The organism is Cryobacterium adonitolivorans, from assembly GCF_004402695.1.
Classification (GTDB): Bacteria; Actinomycetota; Actinomycetes; order Actinomycetales; family Microbacteriaceae; genus Cryobacterium; species Cryobacterium adonitolivorans.
The window spans coordinates 84,651-99,660 of sequence record NZ_SOFL01000023.1; the positions used below are offsets into that span (position 1 = coordinate 84,651).

Consider the following 15,010-nt stretch of genomic DNA (forward strand, 5'->3'; position numbering starts at 1 on the left):
CCCCGACAGGGAAAATGCAACAGGAGGCAGCAGTGACGAACACAGCAGTGACGCTCATCGAAAATCCCATCCGGTTGGCCCTGGTCGACGACCACCGGATGCTCCTGGGAGCGCTGACCGAGTGGATCCGGGGCGCCGCGGACGACATCAATATGGTGGCCGCCGTGACCACCTGGCCCGAGCTCCTCACCCACCCGGAATTCCCGGTCGACGTGGTGCTGCTCGACCTGGACCTCAAGGACAACATCCCGGTCTCGCTCAAGATCTCCACCCTGAAGACGGCCGGTGTGAAGACCGTGCTCATGAGCACCTACTCGGAGCCGGCCCTGGTGCGGGAGGCCCTCGCCGCCGGCGCTCTCGGGTACCTCGTCAAGACCGAAGAGGCCAGCACCATCGTCGAAGCCATCCACGCCGCGAACGTCGGCGAGTCCTACATCTCCGCCGAACTCGACCTCGCCCTGCACGCCGGGTCCGCCGGCACCTCGCCCCGGCTGAGCGCCCAGGAACGGCGGGTGATGGCGCTGTACGGCGCCGGTGAGCCCGTCAAGGCCGTCGCCCACCAGCTCGGCATCTCCGAGGAGACGGCGAAGTCGTACCTCAAGCGGATCCGCGAGAAGTACCGTCTCGCGGGTTTCGACGTCGGCACCAAGGTGGCACTGCGCAAGCGCGCCATCCACGACGGCATCCTGCTGCAGTCGGACTAGAACACCGCCGGCCAGGTCGGCGCGGCTCTCAGTCCGTGCCGACCACCGTGATCAGTGCCGTGCCGTACGGCACGTGCTGGCCCCGCTTCCGGCGTGCCCCGTCGATCGCGAAGGTGAGCACCGCCAGCGCCAGCCCCACCACGCTCAGGCCGAAGCCGACCCAGATCGGGGCGAGGTAGCCCAGGCCGCCCGCGATGACGATGCCGCCCAGGAACGCTCCGAGCGCGTTGCCGAGATTGAGCGCCGAGTGGTTGAGGGCCGCGGCTATCGACTGGCTGTCGTGCGCCACGTCCATCAGCCGGGTCTGGATGGTCGGTGACAGCGCCGCCGCCGACGCGCCGACCAGGAACACCCCGGTCAGCAGCCCGGCCAGGTGCTGCGCGGAGAAGGCCAGCAACAGCAGCGCCGCGAGCATGACGGCGAAGAACGAGTACATGCTGCGCCGCACACTGCGGTCGGCGAACACGCCGCCGGCAAGGTTGCCCACGGTCATGCCCAGGCCAACCACGACAAGCACGAGCGGCACCGCGAGCGCGGGCAGTCCGGTGACCTCGATCACCAGCGGGGCCACGTAGGTGTACACGGCGAACAACCCGCCGAACCCGACGGCGCCGATCAGGAGCGCGAACCAGACCTGCAGTCGCCCGAAGGCGCGCAGTTCGTTGCGCATCGTGGCGCCGGGATCCCCGGCCTGGAACGGCACGGCCACCATGACGGCGACGAAGGTCACCGCGAAGAGGGCGGCCACGGCGATGTACGCGACCCTCCAGCCCGCGACCTGGCCGAGCCAGGTGATCGACGGCACGCCGATGACGTTGGCGATGGTCAGGCCGGACAGCACGATCGCGACACCGCGAGCCCGCTTGCCCGGGCCCATCAGCTCGGCGGCGACCAGCGACGCGATGCCGAAATAGGCGCCGTGCGGCAGCGCGGCGACGAACCGGGCCACGAGCACCAGGCCGAAGGTCGGCAGCAGCGCGGAGGCGATGGTGGCCAGGGTGAAGCAGGCCAGCAGCACGAGCAGCAGCTGCTTGCGCGGCCACCGGGCCGCGGCCGCGGCGATCGTGGGCGCCCCGACGACGACGCCGAGGGCGTACGCGGAGATGAGCCAGCCGACCTGGGCGTTGGCGGCATCCGGTGACGAGGCGTACAGCCCGGGCAACAGGTCGGCGGCCAGGTTGGGCAGCAGCCCCATTGCAACGAATTCGGTGGCGCCGATCGCGAAGCCGCCGAGGGCCAGGGCCAGCAGGGCGAGGCGAACGCGGGCCGGCGACAGGCGCGAGGAATCGTCGGTAAGTGAGGGCATCACCTCAGAATACGGGTCACTCGTGTCAGCCGTGTTACGCGCCGGCAGCTGGCCGGGGTGTCGGATGCGCTCCGCCGGACTCGTCCATGGCCGCCTCGAGGCGGTCCAGTTTGGCGGTGAGTTCGCCGGAATAGCCGGGCCGAATGTCCGCCTTGAGCACCAACGACACCCTGGAGCCGAAGGCGCCGACGGCATTTGTCGCCGCCTTGACGACGGCGAAGACCTCATCCCAGTCGCCTTCGATGGTGGTGAACATCGAGTCGGTGTGGTTGGGCAGTCCGGACTCCCGCACCACGCGCACGGCGGCGGCCACGGCGTCGTGCACCGAATCGGATGGGCCGCCGGAGGGGGCGACCGAGAACGCGACAAGCATGACTACTCCTTGAGGATCGGGCGGTGCGTTGCGGCACCGGGACTGGCGGCGGGGATACCTGACAGTGTTGCGGAGGCGGCGCCCAGCCGCCAGATGCGAACGAGCATCCATCCCAGCAGCACCAGCTCCAGGAGGTTCCGCACCGAGAGGATCAGCACCATGGCCGGGGTGGTGGCCAGCAGGTCGTTGTAGAAATACGGGTAGACGATCTGGGTGAGCGCTGCCATCGCCAGGGCCAGGAGCGCCGGGCCCCGCCAGGCTCGCCAGGAGGCGACCAGGCCGAGTATCAGCGGCGCGGCCAGCCAGGTCATGAACTGCGGCGAGCCCACCTTGTTGACCGTGATCAGGGTGAGCACCAGGGCCAGCAGCAGCGGCGGGAACAGCAGGTCGGCCGCCGCGCCGGCCCGTTGAGCGCGCCAGCCGAGCAGCAGCACCACGCCGACGCTGAGCGCCAGCAGCGGCGTCAGCACCGCAGCCGCCAGGTCGGTGCCGGCACCGATCACCTGGTAGGTCAGGATCTGCTGGTCGTAGTAGACGAGGGCGCCGGGGATGCCCAGGGCCGATTGCCACAACCACCCGGACGCCACCGGCGCCTCGATCTGAATCCCCCGGTTGGTCTGCTCGGTGACGAAGCTGAGGATGGTGAGCCCGCTGCCGGCGAGCAGGGCGCCGCCGATGATCAGCGCTGAGGTGCCGGCGAAGGCGGCCAGAACCTGCCAGCGCCGCTTCGAAGCGACCACAAGCGCGATGATCGCCGCGACCGGCCAGACCTTGACCCAGGTGGCGACGGTCAGCAGCACCGCGCCCCAGAACGGCCGGCTGCGCAGCCAGAGCAGTCCCAGAACCGCCAGCGGCACGGTCACGGAATCGATCCGGGCCAGGGCGACGGGGCCCAGCAGCAGCAGAAACACCAGCCACCACCAGGCGGCCAGGGCGGCCGCCTGGCCCGGCCGGCGGCCGATCAGCACGGCGAAAGCGACCCCGTTGAGCACGGTCACCAGGCCGAGCCAGGTGAGGGCGTAGAGCCCGGCGCCGAAGACCAGTGACGCGAGGATCGGGGCGAGGGCCAGGATCGGGTAGACGAAGGCGGTGTCGATGCCCAGCCTGACGGCGCCGGAGGCCGTGGCCTCAGCCCAGCCCAGGTACACCTGCTCCACGTCGCCGAGCGGCCAGCCGATGCCACTGAGGTTCAGGGCGATGAGCACCGCGTGCACGATCGCGAAGCCGCACCAGAGCAGGGCGGGGCGGCGCAGGAATTCGGGCACGTTCCACTGTGGCACACTCCGCTGTGGCGCACTCCGCTGTGGCACTCCCCCGCCGCGGACGGCTCAGGCGAGCAGCGCCGCGATCGTCGCCGGAACGGCCTGGGCCACATCGAGCGCGACGATCGGGCCGCCGCCGGACGCCCGGTGGGCCGCAGCCCCGTGCACGAACGCCGCCGTGGCGGCGAGCGCGGCGAGCGCGTCGGCATCCGCCTGGATCCGGCCGGTGTTGGTGGCCAGCAGGGCGCCGAGGATGCCGGCCAGAACGTCGCCGGAACCGGCCGTCGCCAGCCAAGCGGGGGCGCCGGATACCGTCAGGCGGATGCCGGACGGTGAGGCCAGGTGGGTCACACTGCCCTTGAGCAGCACCGTGACATCAAGCAGCACGGCGGCCCTGATGGCCCACTCCCCCGGCTCGGCGGCGATCTCATCGACGGTGACGCTCTCACCGGACCGGCCCAGCAGGGCGGCCAGTTCCCGGTAGTGCGGAGTGATCAGGCGGGGACCGGCGCCCACCCCGACCAGGTCGAGCGCACCGGCGTCGAGCACCGTGGGCAGTCCCTGCCTGAGCGCCTTCTGCAGCTGTTTCGTCGTCTCCGGGCTGCGGTTGCCGGCGTCGATCCCGGAGCCGAGCAGCCACGCCTGCACCCGGCCGTCGACCGTCACCACCTCCGGACGGTGCTGCATCACGAGGGTCTCCACCCGGCGCGGACCGAGGTAGCGCAGCATGCCCACCCCGGTACGGCTCGCGGCCTCGACACCGAGCACCGCCGCACCGGGGTACTCGGTCGAACCCGTGCGCACACCCAACACGCCTCGGCTGTACTTGTCATCGGTCGCCTGCGGCACCGCGATCCAGTCGCGGGCCTGGGCGGCCTCCCATTCCAGCCATCGTCGCGGTTTCGCCATGCACTCACGATAGGTTGTTTCGGTGTCCGATATCAGCACTGCCCTCTCCCCCGCAGCAGCCGGTTCCGCCCCGGCGGTCTCGCTCTTCGACCAGATCAGCCTGCGCGAGGTTGTCATTCGCAACCGGCTCTGGGTCGCGCCGATGTGCCAGTACTCCGTCACCGAGCGCGACGGCGTGCCGACCGACTGGCACCTGGTGCACCTGGGTTCGATGGCCGCAGGCGGCGCCGGACTGATCGTCGCCGAGGCCACCGCCGTGAGCCCGGAGGGCCGCATCACCGACCTGGACACCGGGATCTGGAACGGCGCCCAGGCGTCCGCCTGGGCCCGCATCGTCGACTACCTGCACCGGCAGGGCGCCACCGCAGGCATCCAGCTCGCCCACGCCGGCCGGAAGGCCTCCACCTGGCCGGCCTGGGGCACGAGCCTGCACGGCAGCGTGCCCGCCGACCAGGGCGGCTGGCCGACGCTGGCTCCCTCCGCTATCGCCTTCCCCGGCTATGCGGAGCCGATGGCGCTCAACAACGCGGGACTCGACACCGTCGTCGCCGATTTCGTCGCGGCCGCTCGACGCGCCATCGGCGCCGGCTTCGACGTCCTGGAACTGCACGCCGCCCACGGCTACCTGTTGCACCAGTTCCTTTCCCCGCTGAGCAACAAGCGCACCGACGAGTTCGGCGGGTCGCTTACGAACCGTGCCCGCCTGCTCCTGCGCATCGTGGAGGCCGTGCGAGCCGAGGTCGGCGACAGCGTTCCGCTGCTGGTTCGCTTCTCCGCCACCGACTACGCCGTCGACGGCTGGACCGTGGACGAGACCGCGGTCGTCGCCGGTTGGGCCGCCCAGGCCGGGGCCGACTTCTTCGACGTGTCCTCCGGCGGCAACGTCACCGGCGTGCAGATCCCCCTCTCCCCCGGGTATCAGGTGCCGTTGGCGCGCTTCGTCAAGGACACTGCTGCCGTGCCGGTCAACGCCGTCGGCCTCATCACGACCGCCTCACACGCGAACGAGATCATCGCCTCCGGCGCAGCGGACGCCGTCATGCTCGGCCGGGAGTTCCTCCGCGACCCGCACTTCGGCCTCCGCGCGGCCCGCGAACTGGGCGTGCAGCTGGACTACTGGCCCGGCCAGTACCTGCGGGCAGCCTGGGCGACGGAGTAATGGCCTACACCACCTGGGCGACGCAGAGGATGTTGCCCTCCGAGTCCTTGAACCAGGCGGCACGCTCCTGGCCGGTGGTGGCGATGCCGTTCTCGGTCTCCAGCCCGGGCATGTCGTACTCCTCGAACACCACCCCCGCCTCGCGAAGTCTGGCGACCTCGGCCTCGACGTCGTCGGCCATCCAGATCAGCGCCGTGTTCTTGGCCGTGCCCGCGTTCTCGGTCTCGTAGACCAGCACCGAGGCTCCAGCGGGGGTGCGGTAACGCATTTCGCCCTCGTGGACCTCGGCAGGCTCGAGGCCCAACTTGTCCTTGTAGAACGCCCGGGCCCGCTTGATGTCCCTGGCGGGCAGGACCGCCGCGGTTTCCAGTTGACTCAACATGAGATTGTCCTCGCTTTCCAGTTATGCCCAACAGGGTACGCCGGGTGCACCCGGCCCACGAGGGGCCCGGGTCGGCGCCGGGTGAGAAGAACTAGGCTGGACCGAATGACCCACCCGAGAGAACCCGTCGCCGGTCAGCCGAGCGACATCCGCCTGATCGCCAGTGACATGGACGGCACCCTGCTCGACGCCGATGGAACGGTCCCCGAGCGTTTCTGGCCACTGCTGGATAGCATCCTGGCCGCCGGAATCCTCTTCTCCCCGGCGAGCGGGCGCCAGTACCAGACGCTGCAGGCCGTCTTCGGCGACCGGGACGGCCTCGTCTACATCGCCGAGAACGGCACCAACATTGTTCAGGGCGGTGTGAGCATCGCCCTCGAACCCGTGGTCGGCTCGATCATCGCCCCCGTCGTCGCGTGGGTGCGGGCCCAGACCGCCGCCGGCTCAGACCTCGGCATCGTGGTGTGCGGGGCCAGGTCCGCATACATCGAACGAACCGACGAGGCTTTCGTCGCCCAGGTGCGCCCGTACTACGCGGCGCTGGCAATGGTCGACGATGTCACCGTTGCTGCCGCGGGCGACGACGTGCTCAAGCTCGCGATCTTCGACGCCGGCCGAGCGGAGACCCGCACCGGACCGGCCGTCCTGGCGCTCGATCTGGCCGCCGACGTCGTCGTCTCCGGTACGAACTGGGTCGACATCATGCGTCCGGGAACCAACAAGGGCACGGCGCTCATCCATCTGCAGCAGCACCTGGGCATCCGCCGGGAGCAGACCATGGCGTTCGGCGACTACCTGAACGACGCCGAAATGCTCGACGCCGCCTGGCACTCCTACGCCGTCGCAAACGCGCACCCGAGCATCCGCGCACGCGCCAGGCACCAGGCCCCGTCGAACCTCGATGAAGGCGTCATCACGAGCATCCTCGCGGCGCTGCCGGCGCTGGCACCTGCGCCGGCCTAGAGGCGCCGGGTGGCGTCCTGCACTTCGCCGACGAGCTCCTCGATGATGTCCTCCAGGAACAGCACCCCGGTGGCGTCGCCCGTGACGGTGAAGGTGCGCGCCAGGTGCGCGCCGGAGCGGCGCATGGTGGCCAGGGCATCCTCGAGGTCGGTGTCCTCGAAGATCGACACGAGCTGGCGGATCAGCTTGGCCGGGATCGGATCGGTGTAGCCGTTCTGGCCGGTGTCGACAGGGTCGACGTTCAGTCCGAGCACGTCCTTGAGGTGGATGTAGCCGTTCGGTTCGCCGGACTCGCTGTCGAGCACGTAGCGCGAGAAGCCGTGCCGGGTGACGGCCTTCTCCACGTCGGCGGGCGTGGCCGATTCCGGCAGGCTGACCAGCTGGTCGAGCGGCACTGCGATGTCCTTGGCCTTCTTGGTGGTGAATTCGAACGCCGCCGACAGGGCGCCGGAGTCGTCGCTGAGCACACCTTCCCTGGTGGACTGGGTGACGATGGTCGCCACCTCGTCGAGCGTGTATGTGCTCGTCGCCTCGCTCTTGGGCGCTACGCCGAAGAGACGGAGGACCCCGTTGGCCGTGGCGTTCAGGGCCACGATGACGGGCTTGACCAGACGGCCGAAGAACACCAACGGCGGGGCCAGGATCAGCACGGCCTGGTCGGGGACCGAGAACGAGAGGTTCTTGGGCACCATCTCGCCGAAGACCACGTGCAGGTACGACACGATGAGCAGCGCCATGATGAACGCGATGGTGCCGATGGCCTCCTCGGGGAGCCCGGTGAGGTTCAGCGGGATCTCGAGCAGGTGGTGGATGGCCGGCTCCGACACGTTCAGGATCAGCAGCGAGCACACCGTGATGCCCAACTGGGAGGTCGCCAGCATCAGGGTGGCGTGCTCCATGGCCCACAGGGCGGTCTTGGCGCTGCGCTTGCCGGCCTCCGCGAGTGGTTCGATCTGCGAGCGGCGCGCGGAGATCACGGCGAATTCCGCGGCGACGAAGAACGCGTTGCCGAGCAGCAGCACGAACAGCCAGCCGAGTCCGGCCCAGTCGTTCATCGGCCGCTCACCCTTTTGGTCTGAGATGAAGTGGTCACTGGTGCCTTCTGGATGGTGCGCACGGCGCCGGGCGCGGGCGGACCGGGTTCGACGGGGTCAGGGGTATAGCGCAGGCGGTCGATGCGACGGCCGTCGAGCCGTTCCACGCGAAGTTCGCCGGTGGCGATCCGCACGGCGTCGCCGACGACGGGCAGCCGGCCGAGTTCGCTCATCACGTAGCCGGCGACGGTCTCGTATGGGCCGTCTTCAGGCACGCTCAGGCCGGCCCGCTCGTGGACCTCGTCCGGCCTCAGCATGCCGGGGAAGGTGAGGGATCCCTGCGAGCGCACGATGCCGGCCCTGGTGCGGTCGTGCTCGTCGGCGACCTCGCCGACAAGCTCCTCCACGAGGTCCTCGAGGGTGACGACGCCGGCGGTTCCGCCGTACTCGTCGACGACGACGGCCATCTGGAAGCCGCGGCCTCGCAGCTCACCGAGCAACCCGTCGAGCTTCATGGTCTCCGGTACCCGCAGCGCCTCTGATTGCAGGGCCGACACCGGCACATCCGATCGTCGGGTGCGCGGCACAGCCACGGCCTGCTTGACGTGGACGATGCCCACGACGTCGTCGGCGCTCTCGTCGATGACGGGGAAGCGTGAGTAGCCGGTCTGCCGGGTGAGGTCGATGACGGCCTGAGCGCTGGCGTTGCGTTGGATGCTGGCCAGCCGGGGGCGCGGGGTCATGACGTCGGATGCCGTGTGCCCAGAGAACAGCAGGGTGCGGTGCAGCAGGGTAGCCGTGTCGGCTTCGAGCAGGCCGGCGCTGGCCGACCGTCGCACGAGCGAGGACAGTTCCTCGGCGGTGCGGGCCCCGGAGATCTCTTCCTTGGGCTCGATGCCGGCCATCCGCAGGAGGCCGTTGGCGCTCTCATTCAACAGCGTCACCGCGGGCTTGAACACCGTGGTGAACAGGGTCTGGAACGGGATGACGACCTTGGCGGTCTGAATCGGCAGCGCCAGGGCGAAGTTCTTGGGTACGAGTTCTCCCACGATCATCGAGACCAGGGTCGCGAGGACAATGGCGACCGCCGATCCCACGATGGGCACCGCGGGCTCCGGGATACCGACGAGGCCCAGCGGAGCGGCGAGCAGCGAGCTGATCGCGGGCTCCATCGCATACCCGGTGAGCAGCGTCGTCAGGGTGATGCCCAGCTGGGCGCTGGAGAGGTGCGTCGAGGTGATTTTGAGCGCGGCGATGGTCATCGCCAGGCGGGTCTCACCGCGGTCGCGACGCGCCTCGAGGTCGGAACGGTCGAGGTTGACCAGCGCGAATTCGCTGGCCACGAACAAGCCCGTGCCCAGGGTCAGGATCAGGCCGATCCCGAGCATGATCCACTCATACACGGGCAGCACCGCCGGGGGTCACAGGCGAGGGTTTATGGTCGGGCGAATTCGCAGCAGGGGGGTCGTCCATTAGAGGGTCAACTATACCGGCAGCACCTGACCGAGTTCACGCCCGGCTACCAGGAAACGACCAGCGCCTTGCCCTCTTCGTAACCGGCTGCCGACTGGATTCCGACCTTCGCCCTGTCGTGGAATTCGGCCACGCTGGCCGCCCCCGCGTAGGTGAACGAGCTGCGCACGCCGGAGGTGATCATATCGAGCAGGTCTTCCAGCGAGGGGCGCAGCGGGTCCAGGTAGATCTTCGACGAGGAGATGCCCTCGGCGAACAGGGTCTTGCGGGCCAGCTCGTACGCGTCGAGCCTGTCGAAGCGCTGCTGCACGGCCTTGGTCGAGGCCATGCCCCAGCTCTCCTTGTAGAGGGCGCCGGATGCGTCGGTGTCCAGGGTGCCCGGCGCCTCGATGGTGCCCGCGAACCAGGAACCGATCATCACGGAGGCGGCGCCGGCGGCGAGCGCGAGCGCGACGTCGCGCGGGTAGCGCACCCCGCCATCCGCCCAGACGTGCGCGCCGAGCTTGCCTGCTGCCTCGGCGGTCTCGATCACGGCGGAGAACTGCGGGCGGCCGACGGCCGTCATCATCCGGGTGGTGCACATGGCGCCGGGGCCCACACCCACCTTGATGATGTTCGCGCCGGCGCCGACGAGGTGCTCGACCGCGTCGGCGGTGACCACGTTGCCGGCCACGATGGGGATGCCGAGCTTGAGCTCCGAAACCGTGCGCAGCGCACGGATCATGCCGGCCTGATGGCCGTGCGCGGTGTCGAGGACGAGCACGTCGACGCCGGCGGCGGCGAGCGCGCGGGCCTTGGCGGCGACGTCGCCGTTGATGCCAACGGCGGCGGCGACGAGTAGCCGGCCCGAGCCGTCGACGGCGGGCTGATAGAGGGTGGAGCGCAGGGCGCTCTTGCGGCTGAGCGTGCCGATCAGCTTGCCGCGCAGCAGCACGGGGGCGAAGTCGAGGTCGGCGGCGGTCATCACGTCGAAGGCGCTGCGCGGAGAGTCGATGTCCTCGGCGTCGAGCGACGCGAGCGGGCCGTGCAGCAGATCGCCCAGGCGCGCATCCGGCAACGCCGACGCGAGCCGGGCGGCGTCAATGCAGCCGAGATACGACTCGTCACCGTCGTGGATGACCAGGCCCTGACCGGTGACCGGCGGGACCTGGCGCAGAGCGTCGGCCACGGTGGCGTCGGGGGCGAACACGAACGGGGTGTCGTACTGCACGGGCTGGGCCTTGACCCAGCGGATGGCCGCGTCCAGATCCTGCAGGTGCATGTCCTGCGGCAACACGCCGAGGCCGCCACGCCGGGCGAGAGACGCCGCTAGGCGGGGTCCGGTCACCGAGTTCATGTTGGCCGAGACGATCGGGATCGTGGCGGCGGTGCCGTCTCCCGGCGCCAGTGACACGTCGAGCCGGCTGCTGATCTCCGACTGGCTTGGCACCAGGAAAACGTCGGAATAGGTCAAATCGTGGCGGGGTACCGCTCCATAGAACTGCATGTTTTTAACGCTAGTCCCCACAAGCCGTGCCGGTGCAGCACCTCGATGGGATTAGTCTTGATATCAACACACTGACCCGGCGGTTGTGATCGCCATGGACAATCAGAATCAACGAAGAGAGTGGGCGATCAGCTGTGTCGAACCAGTTGACCGGCGGTGGGTCCGAAGAAACGGCCTCTGCTGAATTCGGAGCCAACGAATGGCTCGTAGACGAATTTTACGAACGTTACCTCATCGACAAGAACTCGGTGGATCAGTCCTGGTGGCCGATTCTGGACAGCTACCACCAGAGTGCGACGTCGCAGAACCAGCCTGAAGACGTCGCCCCGGCGTCCGAGGGCGCAGCGTCGAGCGTCGCTCCCGCCGCCGCAGAGGTGCCCCCGTTGGCGGAGGAACCCGCGACCCCGACGGCCGAAGCGCACCCCGTGACCGCGCCGATCCCCGTGCTCGGCGGACCGCGCACGGCCCGGACCACGTCGATCGCTCCCAAGCCGGAGCCGGTGCCCGCCGACGCCCCGATCACCTCTCCGCAGCCCGTGGTCTCCGCCGTGGCGCCCACTCCCCCGCAGGATGTCGTCACCCCGTTGCGCGGCATGGCCAAGAGCCTCGCGGCCAACATGGCCACCAGCCTCACCGTGCCAACGGCCACGAGCGTGCGGACCATCCCGGCGAAGCTTCTCATCGACAACCGCATCGTGATCAACAACCACATGAAGCGGGCCCGCGGCGGCAAGGTGTCGTTCACCCACCTGATCGGCTGGGCGCTGATTCGCGCGCTCAAGATGTTCCCCAGCCAAAACGTCTACTACGACGAGCTCGAGGGCAAGCCGTCGGTGATCGCCCCCGCGCACGTCGGCCTGGGCATCGCGATCGACCTACCCAAGCCCGACGGCACCCGCTCGCTGATGGTCCCGGCCATCAAGCGGGCCGACACCATGACCTTCGGCGAATACCTGACCTCGTACGAAGACCTGGTCGGCCGTGCCCGCAAGGGCAAGCTCACCGCCGACGACTTCTCCGGCGCCACGGTGTCACTCACCAACCCCGGCGGCATCGGCACCGTGCACTCGGTGCCGCGGCTGATGAAGGGTCAGGGTTGCATCATCGGCGCCGGCGCGCTCGACTACCCGGCCGAGTTCATGGGCGCCAGCGTCAAGACGCTCACCAGCCTGGCCATCTCCAAGACCATCACCCTCACCAGCACCTACGACCACCGGGTCATCCAGGGTGCGGGGTCGGGTGAGTTCCTCAAGATCGTGCACGAGCTGCTCATCGGCCAGCACAACTTCTACGAAGACATCTTCGCCGCGATCCGCATCCCGTACGACCCCATCCACTGGGCCCCCGATATCAGCGTCGACCTGGCCAGCGCCGTCGACAAGACCGCCCGGGTGCAGGAACTGATCAACGCCTACCGCGTGCGCGGTCACTTGATGGCTGACATCGACCCGCTCGAGTACCAGCAGCGCACCCACCCGGACCTGGACATCGCCAGCCACGGCCTCACCTTCTGGGACCTGGACCGCGAGTTCATCACCGGCGGTTTCGGTACCAAGCGCACGATGCTGCTGCGCGACATCCTGGGCGTGCTGCGGGACTCGTACTGCCGCACGACGGGCATCGAGTACATGCACATCCAGGACCCGGCCCAGCGCAAGTGGGTGCAGGAGAAGATGGAGAAGACGTACGTCAAGCCCACCCACGATGAGCAGATGCGCATTCTCGGCAAGCTCAACGAGGCCGAGGCGTTCGAGACGTTCCTGCAGACCAAGTACGTCGGCCAGAAGCGTTTCAGCCTCGAGGGCGGCGAGTCCACCATCGCGCTGCTCGACGAGATCCTGCAGGGCTCCGCGGATGCCGGCCTCGACGAGGTCTGCATCGGCATGGCCCACCGCGGCCGGTTGAACGTGCTCACCAACATCGCCGGCAAGACCTACGGCCAGATCTTCCGCGAGTTCGAGGGCACCCAGGACCCCCGCAGCGTGCAGGGTTCCGGCGACGTCAAGTACCACCTCGGCACCGAGGGCACCTTCCGCGGCACGAACGGTGAGGAGGTGGCCGTGTACCTGGCCGCCAACCCCTCCCACCTCGAGGCCGTCGACGGTGTGCTCGAGGGCATCGTGCGCGCCAAGCAGGACCGCAAGCCCATCGGCACCTTCTCGACGCTGCCCGTCCTGGTGCACGGCGACGCCGCCATGGCCGGCCAGGGCGTGGTCCTGGAGACCCTGCAGATGTCGCAGCTGCGCGGCTACCGCACCGGCGGCACCATCCACCTCGTCGTCAACAACCAGGTCGGCTTCACCACGCCTCCCGGCGAGGGCCGCACCTCGGTGTACTCCACCGACGTGGCCAAGACCATCCAGGCGCCGATCTTCCACGTGAACGGCGACGACCCCGAGGCCGTCGTGCGGGTCGCCGCACTGGCGTTCGCGTACCGTCAGGAATTCAAGCGCGACGTCGTGATCGACCTCGTCTGCTACCGCCGGCGCGGCCACAACGAGGGCGACGACCCCTCGATGACGCAGCCGTTGATGTACAACCTGATCGAGGCCAAGCGCAGCGTCCGCAAGCTCTACACCGAGGCGCTGGTCGGACGCGGCGACATCACCCAGGCGGAGTTCGAAGCGGCCCACGCCGACTTCCAGGACCGCCTGGAACGGGCGTTCCTGGAAACGCACGCCGCCCAGACCTCGTCGATCCCGATCATCACTCCCGGCCAAGCGGCCGAAGCGGCCCGGGGACTCTCCGGCAACGGCGCGCCCGACGACGCCGTCGGCGAACCCGAGACCACCGGGGTGCCCGAAAGCGTCGTCCATCTCATCGGCGACACCTTCAACAACAAGCCCGCCGGCTTTACCGTGCACAACAAGCTGCAGCAGCTGCTACAGAAGCGCCTCGACATGAGCCGCAACGGCAACATCGACTGGAGCTTCGGCGAACTGCTCGCGCTCGGGTCCGTGCTGCTCGAGGGCACTCCGGTGCGGTTCGCAGGCCAGGATGCCCGCCGCGGCACCTTCGTGCAGCGCCACGCGGTCCTGCACGACCGGATGAACGGCCAGGAGTGGCTGCCGCTGGCGAACCTGAGCGAGAACCAGGCCAGGTTCTGGATCTACGACACCCTGCTTAGCGAATACGCGGCCATGGGCTTCGAATACGGCTACTCCGTGGAGCGGGCCGATGCCCTCGTGCTCTGGGAGGCCCAGTTCGGTGACTTCGCCAACGGCGCACAAACCATCATCGACGAGTTCATCTCCTCGGCCGAGCAGAAGTGGGGCCAGCGTTCCAGCGTCGTGCTGCTGCTGCCGCACGGCTACGAGGGCCAGGGCCCCGACCACTCGTCCGCCCGGATCGAGCGGTACCTGCAGATGTGCGCCGAGAACAACATGACCGTCGCCCGACCGTCGACGCCGGCGTCGTACTTCCACCTGCTTCGCCGTCAGGCGTACATGCGTCCGCGCCGCCCGCTGATCGTCTTCACACCGAAGTCGATGCTGCGCCTGCGCGGAGCCACCAGCCCGGTCGCCGACTTCACCAGTGGCAAGTTCGAACCGGTGATCGACGATGCGCGCATCCAGGACAAGGCCGCCGTCAAGCGGGTGCTGTTCATGGCCGGCAAGCTCTACTACGACCTTCTGGCCGACCTCGAGAAGAACCCGAACCCCGAGATCGCCCTGGTGCGCCTGGAGCAGTTCTATCCGCTGCCCGGCGCCGAACTGCAGCAGGTCGCTGAGCAGTACCCGAACGCCGAATTGGCCTGGGTGCAGGACGAGCCGGAGAACCAGGGAGCCTGGCCGTTCTTCTACCTGCAGACCAACAAGCTCGGCACCCGCCCGATCCGGCTGTTCTCGCGGGCCGCGTCGGCGTCGCCTGCGGCCGGTTCGGCCAAGCGTCACGCCGCGGAACAGGCCGAGCTACTCAAGAACGCGCTCACTATCTAAGGCACCCCCCACCTCGCGAGC

The 15,010-nt window shown here is 68.9% G+C and carries 12 protein-coding genes; 4 read left to right on the forward strand and 8 right to left on the reverse strand.

Annotation, left to right across the window (positions count from 1 at the left end; genetic code table 11):
- The first annotated feature begins 32 nt into the window (after nt 1-32).
- Nucleotides 33-704, forward strand: coding sequence for a response regulator transcription factor (locus E3O42_RS07155; protein WP_255454992.1), 672 nt, complete (start codon nt 33-35; stop codon nt 702-704).
- A gap of 28 nt (nt 705-732) precedes the next feature.
- Here E3O42_RS07155 and E3O42_RS07160 read toward each other — a convergent pair whose 3' ends face one another.
- From E3O42_RS07160 to E3O42_RS07175, 4 genes are read right to left on the reverse strand one after another with little or no spacing between them, the layout of a single operon-like run.
- On the reverse strand, nt 733-2,010 hold the full coding sequence (locus tag E3O42_RS07160; protein WP_134453277.1) for an MFS transporter: 1,278 nt from the start codon (nt 2,008-2,010) through the stop codon (nt 733-735).
- A 34-nt stretch (nt 2,011-2,044) separates the two neighbouring features.
- Nucleotides 2,045-2,383, reverse strand: coding sequence for a thiamine-binding protein (locus E3O42_RS07165; RefSeq protein WP_134453278.1), 339 nt, complete (start codon nt 2,381-2,383; stop codon nt 2,045-2,047).
- Nucleotides 2,384-2,385: 2 nt separating this feature from the next.
- Complete coding sequence (locus tag E3O42_RS07170; RefSeq protein ID WP_206751224.1) at nt 2,386-3,663, reverse strand: glycosyltransferase 87 family protein; 1,278 nt, start codon at nt 3,661-3,663, stop codon at nt 2,386-2,388.
- 48 nt (nt 3,664-3,711) lie between these two features.
- Nucleotides 3,712-4,554 carry an ADP-dependent NAD(P)H-hydrate dehydratase gene (locus tag E3O42_RS07175; protein WP_134453280.1) on the reverse strand — a complete coding sequence of 281 codons (843 nt, stop codon included), beginning with the start codon at nt 4,552-4,554 and terminating at the stop codon, nt 3,712-3,714.
- 22 nt (nt 4,555-4,576) lie between these two features.
- On the opposite strand from E3O42_RS07175, the gene E3O42_RS07180 reads away from it, so the two are divergent.
- Entirely contained in the window at nt 4,577-5,713 is a 1,137-nt protein-coding gene (locus tag E3O42_RS07180) for an NADH:flavin oxidoreductase/NADH oxidase (RefSeq protein WP_241984695.1), read from the forward strand.
- A gap of 4 nt (nt 5,714-5,717) precedes the next feature.
- On the opposite strand, the gene E3O42_RS07185 is transcribed toward E3O42_RS07180, so the two are convergent.
- The gene (locus E3O42_RS07185; protein WP_134453281.1) at nt 5,718-6,095 is read right to left on the reverse strand and encodes a VOC family protein; all 378 of its coding nucleotides are present in this window, start codon (nt 6,093-6,095) and stop codon (nt 5,718-5,720) included.
- A gap of 105 nt (nt 6,096-6,200) precedes the next feature.
- On the opposite strand from E3O42_RS07185, the gene E3O42_RS07190 reads away from it, so the two are divergent.
- Complete coding sequence (locus E3O42_RS07190) at nt 6,201-7,058, forward strand: Cof-type HAD-IIB family hydrolase (protein ID WP_134453282.1); 858 nt, start codon at nt 6,201-6,203, stop codon at nt 7,056-7,058.
- Here E3O42_RS07190 and E3O42_RS07195 read toward each other — a convergent pair.
- From E3O42_RS07195 to guaB1, 3 genes are all read right to left on the reverse strand, one after another.
- Entirely contained in the window at nt 7,055-8,113 is a 1,059-nt protein-coding gene (locus tag E3O42_RS07195; protein WP_134453283.1) for a hemolysin family protein, read from the reverse strand. The two genes, E3O42_RS07190 and E3O42_RS07195, sit on opposite strands and share 4 nt — an antisense overlap.
- Nucleotides 8,110-9,480, reverse strand: a complete 1,371-nt coding sequence (locus E3O42_RS07200) for a hemolysin family protein (RefSeq protein ID WP_134453325.1) — start codon at nt 9,478-9,480, stop codon at nt 8,110-8,112. Before E3O42_RS07200 ends, E3O42_RS07195 begins: the two co-directional genes overlap by 4 nt.
- Before the next feature lie 131 nt (nt 9,481-9,611).
- Nucleotides 9,612-11,051, reverse strand: coding sequence for a GMP reductase (gene guaB1 / locus E3O42_RS07205; RefSeq protein ID WP_134453284.1), 1,440 nt, complete (start codon nt 11,049-11,051; stop codon nt 9,612-9,614).
- A gap of 134 nt (nt 11,052-11,185) precedes the next feature.
- Here guaB1 and E3O42_RS07210 point away from each other — a divergent pair, with 134 nt between their 5' ends.
- Entirely contained in the window at nt 11,186-14,989 is a 3,804-nt protein-coding gene (locus E3O42_RS07210; protein ID WP_134453285.1) for a multifunctional oxoglutarate decarboxylase/oxoglutarate dehydrogenase thiamine pyrophosphate-binding subunit/dihydrolipoyllysine-residue succinyltransferase subunit, read from the forward strand.
- Nucleotides 14,990-15,010 lie beyond the last annotated feature (21 nt).

Bases quoted from the DNA above. Each gene is read 5' to 3' on its own strand.
- E3O42_RS07190 (WP_134453282.1), top strand. From the start codon at position 6,201: ATGACCCACCCGAGAGAACCCGTCGCCGGTCAGCCGAGCGACATCCGC.
- E3O42_RS07185 (WP_134453281.1), bottom strand. From the start codon at position 6,095: ATGTTGAGTCAACTGGAAACCGCGGCGGTCCTGCCCGCCAGGGACATC.
- E3O42_RS07160 (WP_134453277.1), bottom strand. From the start codon at position 2,010: ATGCCCTCACTTACCGACGATTCCTCGCGCCTGTCGCCGGCCCGCGTT.
- guaB1 (WP_134453284.1), bottom strand. From the start codon at position 11,051: ATGCAGTTCTATGGAGCGGTACCCCGCCACGATTTGACCTATTCCGAC.
- E3O42_RS07195 (WP_134453283.1), bottom strand. From the start codon at position 8,113: ATGAACGACTGGGCCGGACTCGGCTGGCTGTTCGTGCTGCTGCTCGGC.
- E3O42_RS07200 (WP_134453325.1), bottom strand. From the start codon at position 9,480: ATGCTCGGGATCGGCCTGATCCTGACCCTGGGCACGGGCTTGTTCGTG.
- E3O42_RS07175 (WP_134453280.1), bottom strand. From the start codon at position 4,554: ATGGCGAAACCGCGACGATGGCTGGAATGGGAGGCCGCCCAGGCCCGC.
- E3O42_RS07165 (WP_134453278.1), bottom strand. From the start codon at position 2,383: ATGCTTGTCGCGTTCTCGGTCGCCCCCTCCGGCGGCCCATCCGATTCG.